This is a genomic window from Nostoc sp. (genome assembly GCF_036917815.1).
Classification (GTDB): domain Bacteria; phylum Cyanobacteriota; class Cyanobacteriia; order Cyanobacteriales; family Nostocaceae; genus Nostoc.
The window spans coordinates 43,909-59,436 of record NZ_JBALEK010000068.1 but is presented as its reverse complement, the minus strand read 5'-3'; the positions used below and the strand labels follow the sequence as shown (position 1 = coordinate 59,436).

The window sequence follows — 15,528 nt, the reverse complement described above, 5'->3', positions numbered from 1 at the left end:
GCTGTTAACGACGGCCCTGCATCAGCTGGGTCGATTTTCATTTATATGCTCGAGCCAATTTGTTATTTTTTAAGGAGCGATCGCACTCGTCATGGCTGAATCATACTTACTGGATAAACTCAAATCCGTTGAACAAACCTTTAATGAATTAACCCGTCGTCTTGGCGACCCCGATACCGCTAGCAATCCTGATGAGTATCAAGAAATTGCTAAGTCTCGTTCTTCTTTGGAAGAGGTAGTTGATACATATGAAATTTGGAAAACAGCCCAAGAAGACTTGATCGGAGCGCGTCAGGTTTACAAAGAATCTGCCAGTGATCCTGAGTTGCAAGAAATGGCATCACTGGAAGTAAAAGAACTTGAAGAAAAAATAGAACATTTAGAGTCTCGCTTGAAAGTCTTACTGCTACCACGCGACCCCAATGATGAAAAGAATATCATGTTGGAAATTCGCGCTGGTACTGGTGGCGATGAAGCAAGTATTTGGGCTGGCGATTTGATGCAGATGTACACCCGCTATGCCCAGACTCAAGGTTGGAAAGTTTCTCTAGTGAGCGAATCTCGCGGAGAAATGGGTGGCTGGAAAGAGGTCATTCTCGAAATTAAAGGTAATGACGTTTACAGCCAGTTAAAGTTTGAAGCTGGAGTGCATCGTGTGCAGCGCGTGCCGGCAACTGAGTCGGGGGGACGCGTTCATACTTCCACAGCTACCGTGGCGATTATGCCAGAGGTGGATGATGTGGAAATTCACATTGACCCAAAAGATATTGAAATGACCACAGCCCGTTCTGGCGGTGCTGGTGGGCAAAACGTCAACAAGGTGGAAACAGCCGCCGATTTGATGCACAAACCCACAGGGATTCGGATTTTCTGTACAGAAGAACGCAGCCAGTTGCAAAATAAAGAACGGGCGATGCAAATTCTGCGGGCGAAGTTGTATGAGATGAAGTTACGCGAACAACAGGAAGCTGTAACTTCCATGCGGCGATCGCAAGTTGGTACTGGATCGCGATCGGAAAAAATTCGCACCTATAATTATAAAGATAACCGCGCTACCGATCATCGGTTAGGTCAGAATTATTCCCTTAACCCTGTTTTGGAAGGTGATTTAGAGACGCTGATCCAATCTTGTATATCTCTAGACCAACAGGAACGTCTCGCGGAGTTAGCGACTGCTGCCGTTAACTAATTTTTGTTGTTAAATATTCTGTAAAACCACTTGAATTTTCACGTCATCTGGAAAAGCTAACGCGAAACCTAACCCCCCAGCCCCCTTCCCTGCAAGGGAAGGGGGAGAATTCAAAGCCTCTCTCCTGCAAGGAGAGAGGTTTTGCAGATTCAGTTAAATATCCTGTAAAACCACTTGTTGTACTGTTGCTTTTAACACAGACAGGTGGTTTTCTAATATTGCGTGGAGTGTATCTTCTATTTCACTGGGATAATGGTAATAAGCAAATTCATACTTCATAACGTAATTTAGCCTCGCCCATTCCTTCAGGGTTTCACAGGTATAAATTAGCTTTTCTACTTCTTCTTGCCAACGTGCAAAAATCCGGTAGCTAAAAAAGCTGCTGCATATATTGCCTTTTGCATCCCAGTAGGAAATACACACTTGATGCTTCAGAAGGTGGATTTTTTTGATTTGCTTAACATCGTAGCCTTTAACTTTTAAAGCTTCTTTGGTTTCTGCGTCAGAAATGTTCCACTGTTCTGGTTTAATTTTATTAGTGGCTATAAGGTTTTTACCTTTGCGGCGATATTGATTAATTTTGCGTGGCTTGCGAAACATGATGCACCTTCGATATTATTTCTTCGCAGCAAAGTTGAGCTACTAGCACAAGCGCCGTAGCAAACTAAGTTTTTTGGGTTGATTAAAGATAGATGGGTTCGTCTACTAGCTTGATGCCTGTAGTTGCTGATTTACAACCAGAGATATAGTTTAATCCTAAAACACAAGGCTGTCAATATAAAAGTAAACTTGTAATATTGAAAGTAAACTTGTAAATACAGTTGGCTAGCTATATAAGCAGTGAAGATCGAAAGCAAACAAAAACTGATTGAAATCATTAAACTAGCTCGCGGTTCAATGAGTCAGCGAGCCTTTGGTAAGCTTTTGGGAGTATCTGCTACTGCTGTTCAGATGTGGGAAAAAGGTGTGAAGGTGCCAGATACAGAAAATTTGGCTCAAATCGCATCGAAAGCAGGCTACACAATGGAAGAGTTAATCAGCTGCATTGATGGCAAGCCAATTCCAGAAACCTCAGATTTGAGTCTGATTCTGAGACAAATCCAGCACATGCCTTTGGCACAAGTGGCTCAAATTGTCCAAGCTGCGGCAGATAGATTGGCGGCTGTGGCTGAAGCATCGGGGGATGAAGCAAAGGCTAGTTAAATATTTTTTCAGAATTGAATTTAAATTATCAAACTATAACGTTTCTCGTTTGTATGCAATACACTCTGACCTCACTTCCATTCCTCTCTCCTAAAAGGAGAGAGGCTTTGAGTTTTACTCCCCAACGCTAGTAGGGAAGGGGCTGGGGGTTAGGTCTGTATTGGACTCAACCCAGAAGCGCTATAGATCGTGGTTTCTTGCTGTCAAGATTCAACTCTATGGATATGGACAAATCTTTTTTGTATGATCAAGACTTCTATGGCTGGACACAGCAGCAGGCTAAAGCGTTAGAGCAGAGGCTAGTTATGGAACTAGACTGGCAACACCTGCAAGAGGAAATTCAAGCTTTGGGGAGACAGGAGTATCGGGAACTCGTGAGTCGTCTAAGTGTATTACTTGGTCATCTATTGAAGTGGGAGTATCAACCCGAACAACGCTCTCGCAGTCGGTTTTTAACAATTCGAGAACAGCGTCGCGCCATCCATAGACATTTGCGGCAGAACCCTAGCTTAAAGTCTCGAATCGAAGAAGCTTTTTTAGATGGCTTTGAAGCGGGAGTCGATTTGGCGCTACGAGAAACTAACTTACCATTACGAACATTTCCAGAGCATTGCCCATATTTATTTGATGATGCGATCGCAGACAATTTTCTGTGCGATACTCGTCAAGACTGGGAAGGATAATTCCTACCATTTCTCTGACGCTCATTAGTTACTTATTAAGTTAAAAAGATGACAAATAGCTGTAGTCTTTCCTTGTCCAATAGTACCTATAAAAACAATATAGGACTACTATTTGATTTTCAAAAAGATACGTAGGGTGTGTTAGCGACAGCGTAACGCACCAAATCCTTACGAATGGTGCGTTACGGATTTCATCCTAACGCACCCTACAGTACCTAATTTTGTTCAAAAATCAAATAGGAATCCTATATTGTATTTATGTATACTAAGGACTTTCTCGATTTCTTCTAATCGTTCTAGCTTAGATTTAAGGTTATTAATGCAAATATGATCAAGTACAATAATCTTTGAAAAACCTGAAATTTTATTTATTTCCTTCCTCAAATCTTGTTTCAAGGATGCAATTTATTCTTGCCACGTTATCGTCAACATACTGTTTACCCTGTTTCGATGCTACTCGCTTGATATTTACAGTATGCCCATTATGGTTAAATATCTAACAAAAAACTCATAACACCACCAAAGCTTTCTCTGGTAAGCCTTTAGGTACTTGGTGATGAGTAAGGCGATCGCTAATTTTGGCTGAGTTAGAGGTTCTGATAGAAATAGATAACAGCTGCGCGGACTCCAGGAAGTTGAAACCCACGGAGGTGGGTTTTGTCTGTGTAGCTGCGATTTCTAATCACCTATGGTATTTTTACTGGCAGTTAAGGAATAAGTGGTTTTAAAATGGTGAAATCTGAAAATATTGAGGGGTGCAGCTATGTCTCTACGCAACGAACCGTTAGATTGGCACTTTGAATCAAACGAGCCTTATATCCCAGTTTACCATAAAGGTGATTTGGTGGGATTTTTTAAACCAGAATATGCTAGCGAAATTATTAAGTTTTTAAATGAGGAAGAAGTTTTAAAGAAAGCACTAAAAATGGCTTGTACTGATTTAATTAAAAAACTGGGCGGCGATACCAGGAAAGTCTATTATGTAATGGAAAAATATATAAAAACTAGTGAACGTCCAAAGTATGGAGCTAGAGCGATCGCAGTTTTACTTCAGGATAGGCAAAAAGAGCTTGATTTGAGTAACCAGGAGTTTGCAAAATTCTGCGACACCTTTAAATTATCTCCTACAGAACTGAATAATATTTATGCTGGAGAACCATTTGATGATAGTTTGTTAGCGCCGTTATCACGTATATTAGGGATGGCAAAAGAGCGGTTGCTGGAAGTGCGAGATGGTTGTGAAGAATCAAGTAAGATATAAGCAGCAAATCAAAATCTTCAAATGATCTAAAGTTGTGAAAACAGACATCATCTTTTATCGGCTGTTTCAATAATTCCCTGATATCTTCTTTGATCTGATTGGTAATCCTCCGGAAGTAGCTAGCCTTTATCAATTTTCATCAGTTGAAATCAAACAAACAGCCTTCAGAATCGATGGTGTGTTTCTACCTACGCAAGGAAGTGAGAACCAGATTAACTTTGTTGAAGTGCAATTTCAAGCTGATGGGGAAATTTATTCACGGCTAATTGCAGAAATATCTTTATACCTCCGTCAGAATCAACCATCAAATGACTGGGGTGCTGTGCTTTTATACCCAAATAGGAATGTAGATACAGGTTGTATCAAACATTACCGTGAGTTTTTCACAAGTGGGCGCGTCAGGCGCATTTATTTGGATGAATTAGGTGAGGCTGCATCGCTTCTAATTGGCATTGCAACTGCTAAATTAGTAATTGCAACCGATGATATAGCGATCGCTTAAGCTTGGGAGCTGATAGACAGAACCAAGTCAGAGGTAAGCTCACCACCAAAACAGCAGCAATTATTACAATTTATCCGTGGCTCAAGCCAAATTAGGTTTGCGGCTTCCAAACTTGATCGCGACGAATTTATAGTTAATTTTTGTTAATATTAGAGGCGGTGTTAGTACTTCGTCTTCAACCACCCACTCCCTACCTGAGAGAAACTTAATGCTGCGATTAGAACATATAAGTAAAATTTATCCCACAGGCGAAGTTCTCAAAGATATCAACTGGGAAGTTAAACCAGGCGATCGCATTGGCTTAGTCGGTGTCAACGGTGCTGGAAAATCCACCCAACTAAAAATCATCTCTGGGGAAATGGAACCCACCGCCGGCGAAATAATTCGCCCAAATAGCTTACATATAGCCTATCTTAACCAAGAGTTTGAAGTAGATCCCACCCGCACCGTTAGAGAAGAATTTTGGACTGTCTTCCAAGAAGCCAACGAAGTACAGTTATCTCTGGCGCACATACCACAAGAGATGGAAACGGCTACCCCAGAGGAACTGGATCGACTGATCGACAAACTGGATCGCTTGCAGCGTAAATTTGAAGCCTTGGATGGCTACAACTTAGATGCACGCATCGGGAAAATCTTACCAGAGATGGGGTTTGGACTAGAAGATGGCGATCGCCTCGTCAGCGCCTTCAGTGGTGGTTGGCAAATGCGAATGAGTTTAGGTAAAATTCTCCTGCAAAAACCCGACTTGTTGCTGCTGGATGAACCGACTAACCACCTAGATTTAGAAACCATTGAGTGGTTGGAAAATTACCTCAGAGGGCTGGTTACGCCGATGGTAATAGTTTCCCATGACCGAGAATTCCTTGACCGCCTCTGCAACCAAATCGTCGAAACGGAACGCGGCGTTTCCGCTAGCTACCTTGGTAACTACTCGGCATACTTGTCACAAAAAGCCGAAAGTCAATCAGCACAGCTAAGTGCTTACGAACGCCAGCAGAAAGAATTAGAAAAACAGCAAACCTTTGTTGATAGATTTCGCGCCAGTGCTACCCGCAGTACCCAGGCAAAAAGCCGGGAAAAGCAACTCGACAAAATTGAGCGTATTGAAGCACCCATTGCTGGGGTAAGAACTTTACACTTCCGTTTTCCCCCCGCACCCCGCAGTGGACGCGAGGTAGTAGAAATTAAAGATTTAACTCATCTTTATGGTGAGAAAATCCTGTTTTTATCGGCAAATCTCCTAATTGAAAGAGGCGACCGCATTGCTTTTCTTGGCCCTAACGGTGCTGGAAAATCTACCCTTTTGCGCGTGATTATGGGTATGGAACCACCCACAGAAGGTAGCGTTCAATTAGGCGATCATAACGTTATTCCTGGCTACTTTGAGCAAAATCAAGCTGAAGCCTTGGACTTGAAGAAAACTGTCATGGAAACTATTCATGATGAAGTTCCCGACTGGGATAATCAAGAAGTCCGCACACTTTTGGGACGCTTCTTATTCACTGGTGATACTGTATTTAAGGCAGTTGGAGCATTAAGTGGAGGAGAAAAAGCTCGTTTGGCATTGGCAAAAATGCTCTTACGTCCCGCGAACTTACTAATTTTAGATGAGCCGACAAACCACCTAGATATTCCAGCGAAAGAAATGCTGGAAGAAGCCCTCAAAAATTATGATGGTACGGCAATTGTAGTTTCCCACGATCGCTACTTTATTTCGGAAGTGGCTAACAAAATCGTCGAAATTCGTGATGGTGAATTCCGCGTTTATTTAGGAGATTATCATTACTATATCCAGAAAATTGCCGAAGAAAAAGAACAAGCAAAATTAGCTGCAATAGAAGCCGAAAAAGCAGCAAAAAAAGCTGCTAAAGCTTCCGCGAAAAGGAAATGATAAACTAGAAAATTGCTTAGTAGTAGTGCGAAAATGCTACTACTAAGTAATCACTCCTAATTAGCGTTTAAAAAATCACAGAAAAATTCCTAAAAGTTGAAAGTATTTCAAAAAACTGCAAGTCCTTCATAAAATAAGTTAATAAGCAAAAATTCACTTGCGGCGTGGATTAGCAATGGTATCATTCGGGTATTACAAAAAGTAAAGGGCAATTTTACTATGACCAAAGCACCTGTTGCTCCTGTGGTGCTAGTCATTTTAGACGGATGGGGCTACTGCGAGGAAACGCGAGGAAACGCCATTACTGCTGCGAAAACTCCCATTGTGGACAGTTTATGGGCAGCTTACCCGCATACCCTCATCCACACATCAGGAAAAGCCGTAGGGTTGCCAGAAGGTCAAATGGGCAACTCGGAAGTTGGCCATTTGAACATTGGTGCTGGGCGAGTTGTACCGCAAGAACTGGTACGCATCTCTGATGCGGTCGAAGACGGTTCTATTGCCTCCAACCCAGCACTTGTCAAAATTTGCCAGGAAGTTCGTTCTCGGAATAGCAAGCTGCATCTAGTCGGGCTTTGTTCTGAGGGAGGGGTACATTCGCATATCACCCATCTATTCGGACTACTTGACTTAGCCAAAGACCAGCGAATTCCAGAAGTTTGTATCCACGCGATCACTGATGGTCGTGACACCGCCCCAACTGACGGTGTAAAAGCGATCGCACTCTTGCAAGATTATATAGACCGCGCCGGAATTGGGCGCATAGTCACCCTTAGTGGTCGCTACTACGCGATGGATCGCGATCACCGTTGGGATCGAGTCAAACGCGCCTACGACGTGATCACCCAAGATGGTGTGGGTGGCGATCGCACGGCTGTAGAAATCTTGCAAGCATCTTATGCCGAAGGGGTAAAAGATGAATTTGTCAACCCGATTAGAATCGCTCCCGGTGCAATAGAACCAGGAGATGGGGTGATATTTTTCAACTTCCGCCCCGATCGCGCCAGACAATTAACTCAAGCTTTAGTCAGTCCCAAATTTGACGGTTTTGAAAGACAGCAAATCACACCGCTATCTTTTGTTACCTTTACGCAGTATGATTCAGACTTACCCGTGGCTGTAGCCTTTGAGCCTCAGAATCTCAGTAATATTCTGGGAGAAGTCATAGCCAATCACAGCCTGAATCAGTTCCGCACCGCCGAAACCGAAAAATATGCCCACGTCACCTATTTCTTTAATGGGGGTCTGGAGGAACCTTTTATTGGAGAAGATCGGGAACTGGTAAGCAGCCCGATGGTAGCCACTTACGATCAAGCCCCAGCGATGTCAGCAGTAGCAGTTACAGATGTAGCGATCGCTGCGATTCAAAAGGGTATATATTCCCTAGTTGTGATTAACTATGCTAATCCAGACATGGTAGGGCATACTGGTCAAATCGACCCTACCATCACAGCAATTGAAACAGTTGATCGCTGTTTGGGTCGCTTGTTAGAGAGCGTGATCAAAGCCGGCGGGACAACAATTATTACTGCCGATCATGGCAACGCTGAGTATATGCTAGATGAGGGGGGTAATCCCTGGACAGCCCACACTACTAACCCAGTCCCCTTCATCTTGGTAGAAGGCGAGAAAGTCAAAATCCCTGGATATGGTACAAATGTCGAATTGCGAAGCGATGGTAAGCTATCCGACATCGCCCCCACAATCCTAGAGATTTTACAGCTGCCTCAGCCACCAGAAATGACCGGGCGATCGCTGCTGAAAACAGCAGAATATGAGCTGCAACGCACTCGTACCCCCGTGCAAGTAGGGCTGTAAAAGAGTCCTGAGACGCGATTAATCGCTTCTGTACAAGAGTTAGGAGTTTTTAGTGAACTCCTAACTCCTGAATTCTGTTTTTTGAAACTTGTTATAAATGAGATTGCTACCATGACAATTACTAATATCGTCCAAGGCATTTGGTCATTTTCCGCCACTGGTTTGATTATTTTAGTTTTACTACATAGTCCTAAAGGTGATGGCGTTGGGGCTATTGGCGGACAAGCCCAGCTATTTAGCAGCACCAAAAGTGCAGAAAACACCTTAAACCGAATTACTTGGGCATTGACAGTAATTTTTCTCGGTTTAACAGTAGTTTTAAGTGCTGGTTGGCTACCTAAATAAGGATAGGTAAATGGGGAGAAGAATCCAACACCCGATACTTAACAGCCTAATAAATTCAATTTCACGACGGTTAATTACAGCTCTTGCCTTGTTTCTTGGCACAGGGCTATTAATCATTTTTACTAATATCGAGTCGAGTGATGGGTTTACAATAATCCCAAAATATGCATATTCAAACTCAATCATCTCTCTCTCAACCTCCCCATCTCCCCCAAAACCCCATCCCTTACCGCCCACACTCGCACAGTGGCAAGATAACACTAACAGTGGTGACTACTTTTCCCAAGTCAGAACAACCCAAGTAGGTTATTTAGTCTGGTCACAATTTCCGGTTCGAGTTTACGTAGAACCACCAAAAGCCATCAGCGAAAAGCAGGCTCAAGCATGGGTTAATGGTGTCTTACAGGGTGTACAGGAGTGGAGTAATTATTTACCTTTAACAGTAGTCGAACAGCCAGAAATTGCTGATATTACGATCGCGCGAAAAGCGCCACCTCTACAAATTTCCCCTGGTAGTAATATACCCCGTGCGCGATCGGCACAAACTACTTACGAGTTATACACCAGCAACAAAGTTTTATCCCACCGCTTCACCATCTTGCTAAGTCCCAGTCAAACAGGTGAGTATCTCATTGCAGCTACCCGCCACGAATTCGGACACACTTTGGGAATTTGGGGTCATAGTCCGCTACAAACTGATGCCCTATATTTTTCTCAAGTTCGTAACCCGTCGCCTATTTCTCCTAGAGATGTCAATACTCTAAAGCGGGTTTATGAACAGCCAACTACTTTGGGATGGTCTTTAGTGGATAATTCAAAGATTAATTGATCAATAGGTAGAGTATAAGCTCGTCGCTAGAGCAAAAATACTACTGCGAAACCATGAAAAATATGTACCAAATTATACTTGATACTAATGTACTCCTTTCTGGTTTACGATCTAACCGTGGTGCATCTTACAAACTATTAACAATACTTAATGATGGGCGTTGGCAGTTGAATGTCTCTACTACCTTAGTATTCGAGTATGAAGAAATTCTCAAACGAGAAAAAGAGCAGCTTGGATTGAGTGATGAAAATATTGACAATGTTATTGAAGCTATTTGTACAATCGCTAATAGATGCAGCATTTTCTATTTATGGCGGCCAGTAGCACGCGATCCTGATGATGATTTTCTTATCGATTTAGCTGTTGAATGCCAAGCCGACTTTATCATCACTTATAATCAAAAAGATTTACAAGGCGCACAAAAATTTGGACTGAGGGTAGTTTCACCCAAAGAATTCTTGCAAATAGTAGGAGAAATCCCATGACTAACTTAAATGTACAGCTACCTGAATCTTTATATAAACAAATTGAAGCTTTAGCAGCCAGAGAAAATATTTCCATTGAACAACTTGCAACTATTGCTTTATCTGCACAAGTTTCCGCATGGATGACCAAAGACTATTTGGAAGAAAAAGCTAAAAGCGGTAGTTGGGAAAAATTCCAGCAAGTTTTGAATAAAGTCCCTAACGTAGAACCAGAAGAATATGATAAATTGTAGCGACTTAATCTTATGGTATTGCTGAGTTAAAATATGAATATGTCTCGCGCAAAAAATCAAAATTTAAGATTAAGGCAACCAATTTTTATCCAAAATTTGCTCTAAGGTATAAGGACATAATTCAGGTAAATTGCTTAAATTTGTTTTAGCTTTAACATAATCTAAGGCATTGCTATAAATTATGTTGAGATTCTCCTCTAAATGATTGCGTAAATTGGCAGTTAAATCTTCATTTAGTTGGTTCCGAAAACTAATAATTTCCGCAGCCCAATGATTAGCATTTCTTGGCTTTTCTAAATCCCAATATTGATAAAGTAATAAATGTCTAATAATCTGTTCCAATAAACTTCTTACTCGCCTTTTTTCATTTTTAGCCAAATCTTCCAATTCTTCTATTAAGTTTTCATAGTCAACGTCTGCTAATTGTCGATTTTTGAGACATTTAATAGTCTCCTCTAACCATTGCAGGTAATTGGATTCATATAATGTTTTTATATCGATGATTGCAGTCATTTGGTAGCTTTAATTTACTGTTATTTATTATTTCATTCTAACTAGTACAACACGGCATAAATAAACTACCCATTTAAAATAGCCAGAAAGCTTACAAAATAAGCATTCTTTCTTTTTACTTTTGCCTTTTTACTTTTGCCTTCTTGTACTAGGTTATTAATTTTTGCCGATAATTCCCCAGAAAAAACATACACAGCACCCATAAGTTAAGTCAGAAGATATCCAGCGACTCTCAGAAGAACAACCAACCAAAAGTTCTACCCTACCGTCTGTCAGTAATCCAAGTCTCTCGCTGTTCCCCCTGAATCGACTGTACAATTAATTCCAAACCTTTCCTCAATTTGGCGTGGCAGAGTGGATAAGCTGTTAAGCAGCTTATCTGATAATTTACAGTGCTGACGGTGTTACGCTGTACGTTTCTGGACTTTAGTAGCTACAACCCATTCTGTATCTTTTTCGGAAAGTATGTCTATAAATGGGTAGTTTTTAAGTCACAGTTTGTTTCCCTACGCTCTACGACGACTTAGCGGTAGAGGTCGCTGTGCTAAAACTCCTTTATAAAGTTCTTCGAGTAGAGTAATATTTTTACTAAGGGTATAGCGGTCTAATACACGCTGTCTAGCTTTTTGCCCCAGTAGAGTTGTTAACTCTGGATGGTCTTGCAACACTGGCAAGAGGGTTTTTAATTGCGATCGCGCTGTTTTGGTACTAATAACTACACCTGCGCCCTTTTCCAATACCTCTCCATCTGCACCCACATCTGTTGCTAAACAAGCCAACCCACATGACATTCCTTCTAACAGAGATAGGGATAAACCCTCTACTAATGAAGGTAAAACAAATACATCTGCGCCCCGTAAAATTTCGATCCGTCGGTCTTCATCAGCGACAAATCCCAACCAGATAATGCCGTATTCTGAACCATAAAACGGCTCTAAGGAAGATTTCAAAGGACCGTCACCAACAATTAGCAACTTACTACCAGGTTCCATTGCCGACTGCTTCCAAGCGCGGAGGAGAGCTTCGACATTTTTCTCTGGGGCGATTCTACCCTGATAGACAAACAAGCGTTCGGCTTTAAATTCTGCTTTTATTTGAGAAAATCCTGGAGAATACTTGACGGTATCAACACCGTTGGGAATTACTGCAATATTTTCTTCCCTTACGCCCATGCCTGCCAATAATTCTCGCTGAATTTGGGAAAATACAATCACGCGATCGTAGTTAACTAAAAAAGGCGCGTAGAGCTGATAAGCCAAAAGTTGCGTTCCCGATACTAGCTTTGCCCCCTTGCCAGCAAATGGTGTGTGAAAAGTGGCAATTAGGGGCAACCTCAGTTCTTCACAAATTTCCGGTAGAAAAAAGTCTAGAGGAGATAGCGTCAGGGAAGCATGGACTACATCTGGCTTGATTTCCCGCAGCGAATCGGTTAAAACTTTGGTCGCTTTGAAAGTGGGAATTGTGTAAACTTGCGACTTGTAAATGAAAGGGAGGGAAACCTCTTGAAGATTTGGCCAGTTGTCAGGTTCCGACTCTTCCTGGGCGAAGTGAAGAAAGCTAACTTGATGTCCCTTCTCTAGCAAGGCATTTGTAATTTCTCGACTGTAGGTGACATTGCCACAAAAGGGTGATTTTTTTCCAATCCAGGCTATACGCATTCTTTATTTAGCTGTAAGAAAAGCGGGTTTGAGCTATTACTTGTGTGTTCTTTGTGATTTTTATCTAGCTATACTTGCTGGTTTTTTAGTTATTACAGATTTCCACCACAATTTAGTTTAAAAAGCATATTTTAAGCTGATTAAACCAGTGGGTTTTTGGCTTTATTTATTCTATTTATAAGTTGTTAATTTCTGATATTTAAACAACTTATTCTGACTAATGTCAGATTCATATCCCGCAAGTATGTGATAAATTTTCACTTATCACAGTTTACCATGAACACAAAAGCTTTAAGTAAATTATTAATTACGTCAAGGTAATGAATAATAACTCTTCTTAGCTGATAACTATTTGTGTGAGTTATACCAGGTTAATATACCTCCTGAAAAGACGATCGCAGCTAATCCTAAAAAAACTACTTGTAATCCCAGAAAGGTTTCTGCAACACCAGCTAATGCCAATGGTAAGGAGAGAGCAATATTAATTACATTGTTCTGCAAGCCAAAAACTTTACCACGCATTTCTGGAGGTGTTTCTGTTTGGATTGCGGTTTGCATCGGAATTCCCACTAGCGCCCCAAAGATACCTAATAACGCCACCAGTAACAAGACTAGCCATAGTTGGGTTGTAAATACTGACAGACCAATCAGGGATGCTGTCATGCCTATACAACCGTACAGACTTAGTTGGGTATAGGAAAAGCGTTGACCAAATTGACCGAGAATTGTTGCTCCAGCAGCGATGCCAACACCGCCGGCTGCTAGTAAAAAGCCAAACTGGGAGGCTTTCATATTGGGAATTATTTCTGCCATCCGAACGGCTAGAACAGTTAATGCGGCAAACACAGAAAACAAGATAATCAGCTGAAGCAAAGCATTGCGGACGCGATGATTTCCATTGAGGTAGGCAAAACCGTCCCGCAAATCAGAGAATACGTGAGGAAATTCTGTATCGGGGTGGTGGTGTTTTTCCTTTGTTGCCAGGAGGAACAAAATTAGTCCCGCGATCGCATAACTCCCACCGACTAAAAGTTCTTTGCCAAAATTACCACTACCACCAATTTGCAGCCAAAGTCCATCAGCGATCGCTAACAACGGTTCTCCAACGGCAAACCCAACAATCACCGATGCCATCATCGTTGTTGTATAAAGCGAATTTGCCGAGAGTAAATCCTGTTCTTCTACTATTAAGGGAATTACCGCCTGTTCCGCCGGTGCAAAAAACTGCGTCAGTGTGGAAACTAAAAAAGTTACGCCCAGGATAATTATAAAACCCACTGGCAGCACTCCTATGGGTTTCCAGCCATGAGTCAACCACAGCAGAAAAGGAATTGACAAAACCAGGATGCCGCGCCAAATATTTGTTGCCACTAGCACAGCTTTTTTCGACCAGCGATCGACAAACACGCCAGCAACGGAACCAAACAATACGGCTGGAATAGTAAAAGCCATCATCAAGACTGATACCCAACCACTAATACTCTGATTGCTTGCTTGAAACTGAGTATTAATTAAGGCAATCATCAGCACCAAATAAACTTTATCTGCCAGTTGGGAGAAAACTTGACCACCCCAAAGAGCCAGGAAATTAGGGTTTTTTAATACAGGCAAAAACCCCTGCTGTGGTACATTCTCGGAGACAGCTTTTCCACCTGAACCAGACTCATCTAATTTCGGTGGTTCTTTTTCGGCGATCGCGGCTACTGGCAAATTACGCCCATTGCGAGAGCCATTGCTATCTACCTCAGCAGTGGTTAATTTGTCTTCAGATTGTATTTCTGATTGGCTTGGAACATCAGTTTTTGGGATTTCTCCTGTCCAACTTCGATCGTTTTTAGAAACGTCTTTTGGGGACATTTCTTGGCCATTTATTTGACTAGGTGTACACTTGGAAACTGTACTCAAGTGATTCCTGACTGTAGGTTCTGATACCCTATTTTGTCTTTTGGCGAGGCTTGGTGACAAAGGTAGGATTTTTTTATCCAAATCAGACGGTTGCATCATGGTTGGCAGCAAAATAAGAGTCGATCAAGGTAGCAGAGCGAATAGGGCGACCTAATTGATACTGAGCATACTGGCGCAAAATCTGCTCAACAGATAACCAGTCATAATCTCTAGCACCATCAATTTGCATTATCTCTGGTTGTGACAGATGTTGAAGCAAAGCCAGTTCCATAGCACCCAGACGACTAGAAATCACAGGTATTTCTTGCCGATGCACAACAACTGTTTGGGTATTGGGCATTGGGAATGGGGCATGGGGCATGGGGAATTGGTTATTAATCTCCCTCTGCTCCTCTCTTCGCAAACGTTCCCTAGCTTCTAAGCAAACTATTCCACCCGCAGGGATACTAAATCCTACCTGCCACTTGGGGTCTGTAAAGTCTGGCTTGAGGGGGCGTTGAGATAGGCAACAGATTTGCACTTGCGGCGTGATTCCTGCTAAGGCTAAAAGGTGAAACACTCCATGAGCCAGATGAGCCAAAATACCAGATGGATTTCCACTAGAGGCCACCTCTAAGCGATGGAGATGTTCATTGAACAACTCATAAAGTTCTTCTTGGGGTTGTTCGCTCAAAGCTTCACACAGAACTATTTCTGCTAAATATTGACTGGCAGCCAGTTTTCCCAAATTTTTAGCTAAACCAGGATAAGTTTTTAACGTCTGTGCTTGAGTAATTTTATCAAGCGATCGCCCTTTGGCAATCAATAGTTCATTCACAACAAACATCCCACTCCTACCGCCCAGGCTGGAGTTGTGCTTACGTGCCCCTGGAGCCACTGCTCGAATCAGACCGAATTCCCGTGTCAAAATCGTCACTATTTTATCCGATTCTCCCAGCGCCTGGGTTTTAAGATTAATACCAGTTGCTTTGTAGGTTCTACTCATTACTTATTAGTAGTTATTAGTCATT

Annotated in this window: 17 protein-coding genes and 1 pseudogene; 11 read left to right on the top strand and 7 right to left on the bottom strand. The window is 42.0% G+C overall.

The genetic code is table 11. The annotated features are described in order from the left end of the window. Nucleotides 1–91 precede the first annotated feature (91 nt). Complete coding sequence (prfA, locus tag V7K97_RS21810; RefSeq protein ID WP_334803083.1) at nucleotides 92–1,189, top strand: peptide chain release factor 1; 1,098 nt, start codon at nucleotides 92–94, stop codon at nucleotides 1,187–1,189. A gap of 153 nt (nucleotides 1,190–1,342) precedes the next feature. Here the strand turns inward: prfA and V7K97_RS21805 are convergent, their stop codons facing one another. Next, on the bottom strand, nucleotides 1,343–1,789 hold the full coding sequence (locus V7K97_RS21805) for a hypothetical protein (RefSeq protein WP_334803082.1): 447 nt from the start codon (nucleotides 1,787–1,789) through the stop codon (nucleotides 1,343–1,345). A gap of 240 nt (nucleotides 1,790–2,029) precedes the next feature. On the opposite strand from V7K97_RS21805, the gene V7K97_RS21800 reads away from it, so the two are divergent. Together V7K97_RS21800 and V7K97_RS21795 are read left to right on the top strand one after the other, a co-directional pair. Next, the gene (locus V7K97_RS21800; RefSeq protein ID WP_104906418.1) at nucleotides 2,030–2,392 is read left to right on the top strand and encodes a helix-turn-helix domain-containing protein; all 363 of its coding nucleotides are present in this window, start codon (nucleotides 2,030–2,032) and stop codon (nucleotides 2,390–2,392) included. Nucleotides 2,393–2,616: 224 nt separating this feature from the next. Continuing rightward, a complete protein-coding gene (locus V7K97_RS21795; RefSeq protein ID WP_334803081.1) occupies nucleotides 2,617–3,075 on the top strand; it encodes a DUF29 domain-containing protein in 459 nt (152 codons plus the stop codon). Between the two features lie 508 nt (nucleotides 3,076–3,583). On the opposite strand, the gene V7K97_RS21790 is transcribed toward V7K97_RS21795, so the two are convergent. Continuing rightward, a complete protein-coding gene (locus V7K97_RS21790) occupies nucleotides 3,584–3,721 on the bottom strand; it encodes a hypothetical protein (protein ID WP_334803080.1) in 138 nt (45 codons plus the stop codon). Nucleotides 3,722–3,838: 117 nt separating this feature from the next. On the opposite strand from V7K97_RS21790, the gene V7K97_RS21785 reads away from it, so the two are divergent. From V7K97_RS21785 to V7K97_RS21750, 8 genes and pseudogenes are all read left to right on the top strand, one after another. Continuing rightward, the gene (locus V7K97_RS21785; protein ID WP_334803079.1) at nucleotides 3,839–4,336 is read left to right on the top strand and encodes a hypothetical protein; all 498 of its coding nucleotides are present in this window, start codon (nucleotides 3,839–3,841) and stop codon (nucleotides 4,334–4,336) included. A gap of 82 nt (nucleotides 4,337–4,418) precedes the next feature. Next, nucleotides 4,419–4,913, top strand: a pseudogene (locus V7K97_RS21780) (Rpn family recombination-promoting nuclease/putative transposase); the annotation flags it as partial. Between the two features lie 133 nt (nucleotides 4,914–5,046). Continuing rightward, a complete protein-coding gene (locus V7K97_RS21775) occupies nucleotides 5,047–6,732 on the top strand; it encodes an ABC-F family ATP-binding cassette domain-containing protein (RefSeq protein ID WP_334803078.1) in 1,686 nt (561 codons plus the stop codon). A 219-nt stretch (nucleotides 6,733–6,951) separates the two neighbouring features. Continuing rightward, a complete protein-coding gene (gene gpmI / locus V7K97_RS21770; protein WP_334803077.1) occupies nucleotides 6,952–8,550 on the top strand; it encodes a 2,3-bisphosphoglycerate-independent phosphoglycerate mutase in 1,599 nt (532 codons plus the stop codon). A gap of 111 nt (nucleotides 8,551–8,661) precedes the next feature. Further along, nucleotides 8,662–8,895 (top strand): preprotein translocase subunit SecG, encoded by a 234-nt coding sequence (gene secG / locus V7K97_RS21765; RefSeq protein ID WP_334803076.1) that lies wholly within the window; start codon nucleotides 8,662–8,664, stop codon nucleotides 8,893–8,895. 10 nt (nucleotides 8,896–8,905) lie between these two features. After that, a complete protein-coding gene (locus V7K97_RS21760; RefSeq protein WP_334803075.1) occupies nucleotides 8,906–9,724 on the top strand; it encodes a peptidase in 819 nt (272 codons plus the stop codon). A 62-nt stretch (nucleotides 9,725–9,786) separates the two neighbouring features. Further along, a complete protein-coding gene (locus V7K97_RS21755) occupies nucleotides 9,787–10,209 on the top strand; it encodes a putative toxin-antitoxin system toxin component, PIN family (protein WP_334803074.1) in 423 nt (140 codons plus the stop codon). Beyond that, nucleotides 10,206–10,442 carry a hypothetical protein gene (locus V7K97_RS21750; RefSeq protein WP_118167601.1) on the top strand — a complete coding sequence of 79 codons (237 nt, stop codon included), beginning with the start codon at nucleotides 10,206–10,208 and terminating at the stop codon, nucleotides 10,440–10,442. Before V7K97_RS21755 ends, V7K97_RS21750 begins: the two co-directional genes overlap by 4 nt. A gap of 69 nt (nucleotides 10,443–10,511) precedes the next feature. Here the strand turns inward: V7K97_RS21750 and V7K97_RS21745 are convergent, their stop codons facing one another. From V7K97_RS21745 to recO, 5 genes are all read right to left on the bottom strand, one after another. Next, nucleotides 10,512–10,955: a DUF29 domain-containing protein gene (locus V7K97_RS21745; protein WP_334803073.1), complete on the bottom strand. Its 444-nt coding sequence runs from the start codon at nucleotides 10,953–10,955 to the stop codon at nucleotides 10,512–10,514. A gap of 65 nt (nucleotides 10,956–11,020) precedes the next feature. Beyond that, nucleotides 11,021–11,158 (bottom strand): hypothetical protein, encoded by a 138-nt coding sequence (locus V7K97_RS21740; RefSeq protein ID WP_334803072.1) that lies wholly within the window; start codon nucleotides 11,156–11,158, stop codon nucleotides 11,021–11,023. Nucleotides 11,159–11,461: 303 nt separating this feature from the next. Beyond that, nucleotides 11,462–12,613 carry a glycosyltransferase family 4 protein gene (locus V7K97_RS21735; RefSeq protein WP_334803071.1) on the bottom strand — a complete coding sequence of 384 codons (1,152 nt, stop codon included), beginning with the start codon at nucleotides 12,611–12,613 and terminating at the stop codon, nucleotides 11,462–11,464. 348 nt (nucleotides 12,614–12,961) lie between these two features. Further along, the gene (locus V7K97_RS21730; protein ID WP_334803121.1) at nucleotides 12,962–14,614 is read right to left on the bottom strand and encodes an MFS transporter; all 1,653 of its coding nucleotides are present in this window, start codon (nucleotides 14,612–14,614) and stop codon (nucleotides 12,962–12,964) included. Continuing rightward, the gene (recO, locus tag V7K97_RS21725) at nucleotides 14,601–15,503 is read right to left on the bottom strand and encodes a DNA repair protein RecO (protein WP_334803070.1); all 903 of its coding nucleotides are present in this window, start codon (nucleotides 15,501–15,503) and stop codon (nucleotides 14,601–14,603) included. Before recO ends, V7K97_RS21730 begins: the two co-directional genes overlap by 14 nt. Between the last annotated feature and the right edge of the window lie 25 nt (nucleotides 15,504–15,528).

Bases quoted from the DNA above. Each gene is read 5' to 3' on its own strand.
- V7K97_RS21805 (WP_334803082.1), bottom strand. From the start codon at position 1,789: ATGTTTCGCAAGCCACGCAAAATTAATCAATATCGCCGCAAAGGTAAA.
- V7K97_RS21775 (WP_334803078.1), top strand. From the start codon at position 5,047: ATGCTGCGATTAGAACATATAAGTAAAATTTATCCCACAGGCGAAGTT.
- V7K97_RS21760 (WP_334803075.1), top strand. From the start codon at position 8,906: ATGGGGAGAAGAATCCAACACCCGATACTTAACAGCCTAATAAATTCA.
- recO (WP_334803070.1), bottom strand. From the start codon at position 15,503: ATGAGTAGAACCTACAAAGCAACTGGTATTAATCTTAAAACCCAGGCG.
- V7K97_RS21730 (WP_334803121.1), bottom strand. From the start codon at position 14,614: ATGCAACCGTCTGATTTGGATAAAAAAATCCTACCTTTGTCACCAAGC.
- secG (WP_334803076.1), top strand. From the start codon at position 8,662: ATGACAATTACTAATATCGTCCAAGGCATTTGGTCATTTTCCGCCACT.
- V7K97_RS21750 (WP_118167601.1), top strand. From the start codon at position 10,206: ATGACTAACTTAAATGTACAGCTACCTGAATCTTTATATAAACAAATT.
- V7K97_RS21755 (WP_334803074.1), top strand. From the start codon at position 9,787: ATGTACCAAATTATACTTGATACTAATGTACTCCTTTCTGGTTTACGA.
- V7K97_RS21745 (WP_334803073.1), bottom strand. From the start codon at position 10,955: ATGACTGCAATCATCGATATAAAAACATTATATGAATCCAATTACCTG.
- prfA (WP_334803083.1), top strand. From the start codon at position 92: ATGGCTGAATCATACTTACTGGATAAACTCAAATCCGTTGAACAAACC.
- V7K97_RS21785 (WP_334803079.1), top strand. From the start codon at position 3,839: ATGTCTCTACGCAACGAACCGTTAGATTGGCACTTTGAATCAAACGAG.
- gpmI (WP_334803077.1), top strand. From the start codon at position 6,952: ATGACCAAAGCACCTGTTGCTCCTGTGGTGCTAGTCATTTTAGACGGA.
- V7K97_RS21795 (WP_334803081.1), top strand. From the start codon at position 2,617: ATGGACAAATCTTTTTTGTATGATCAAGACTTCTATGGCTGGACACAG.
- V7K97_RS21740 (WP_334803072.1), bottom strand. From the start codon at position 11,158: ATGGGTGCTGTGTATGTTTTTTCTGGGGAATTATCGGCAAAAATTAAT.
- V7K97_RS21735 (WP_334803071.1), bottom strand. From the start codon at position 12,613: ATGCGTATAGCCTGGATTGGAAAAAAATCACCCTTTTGTGGCAATGTC.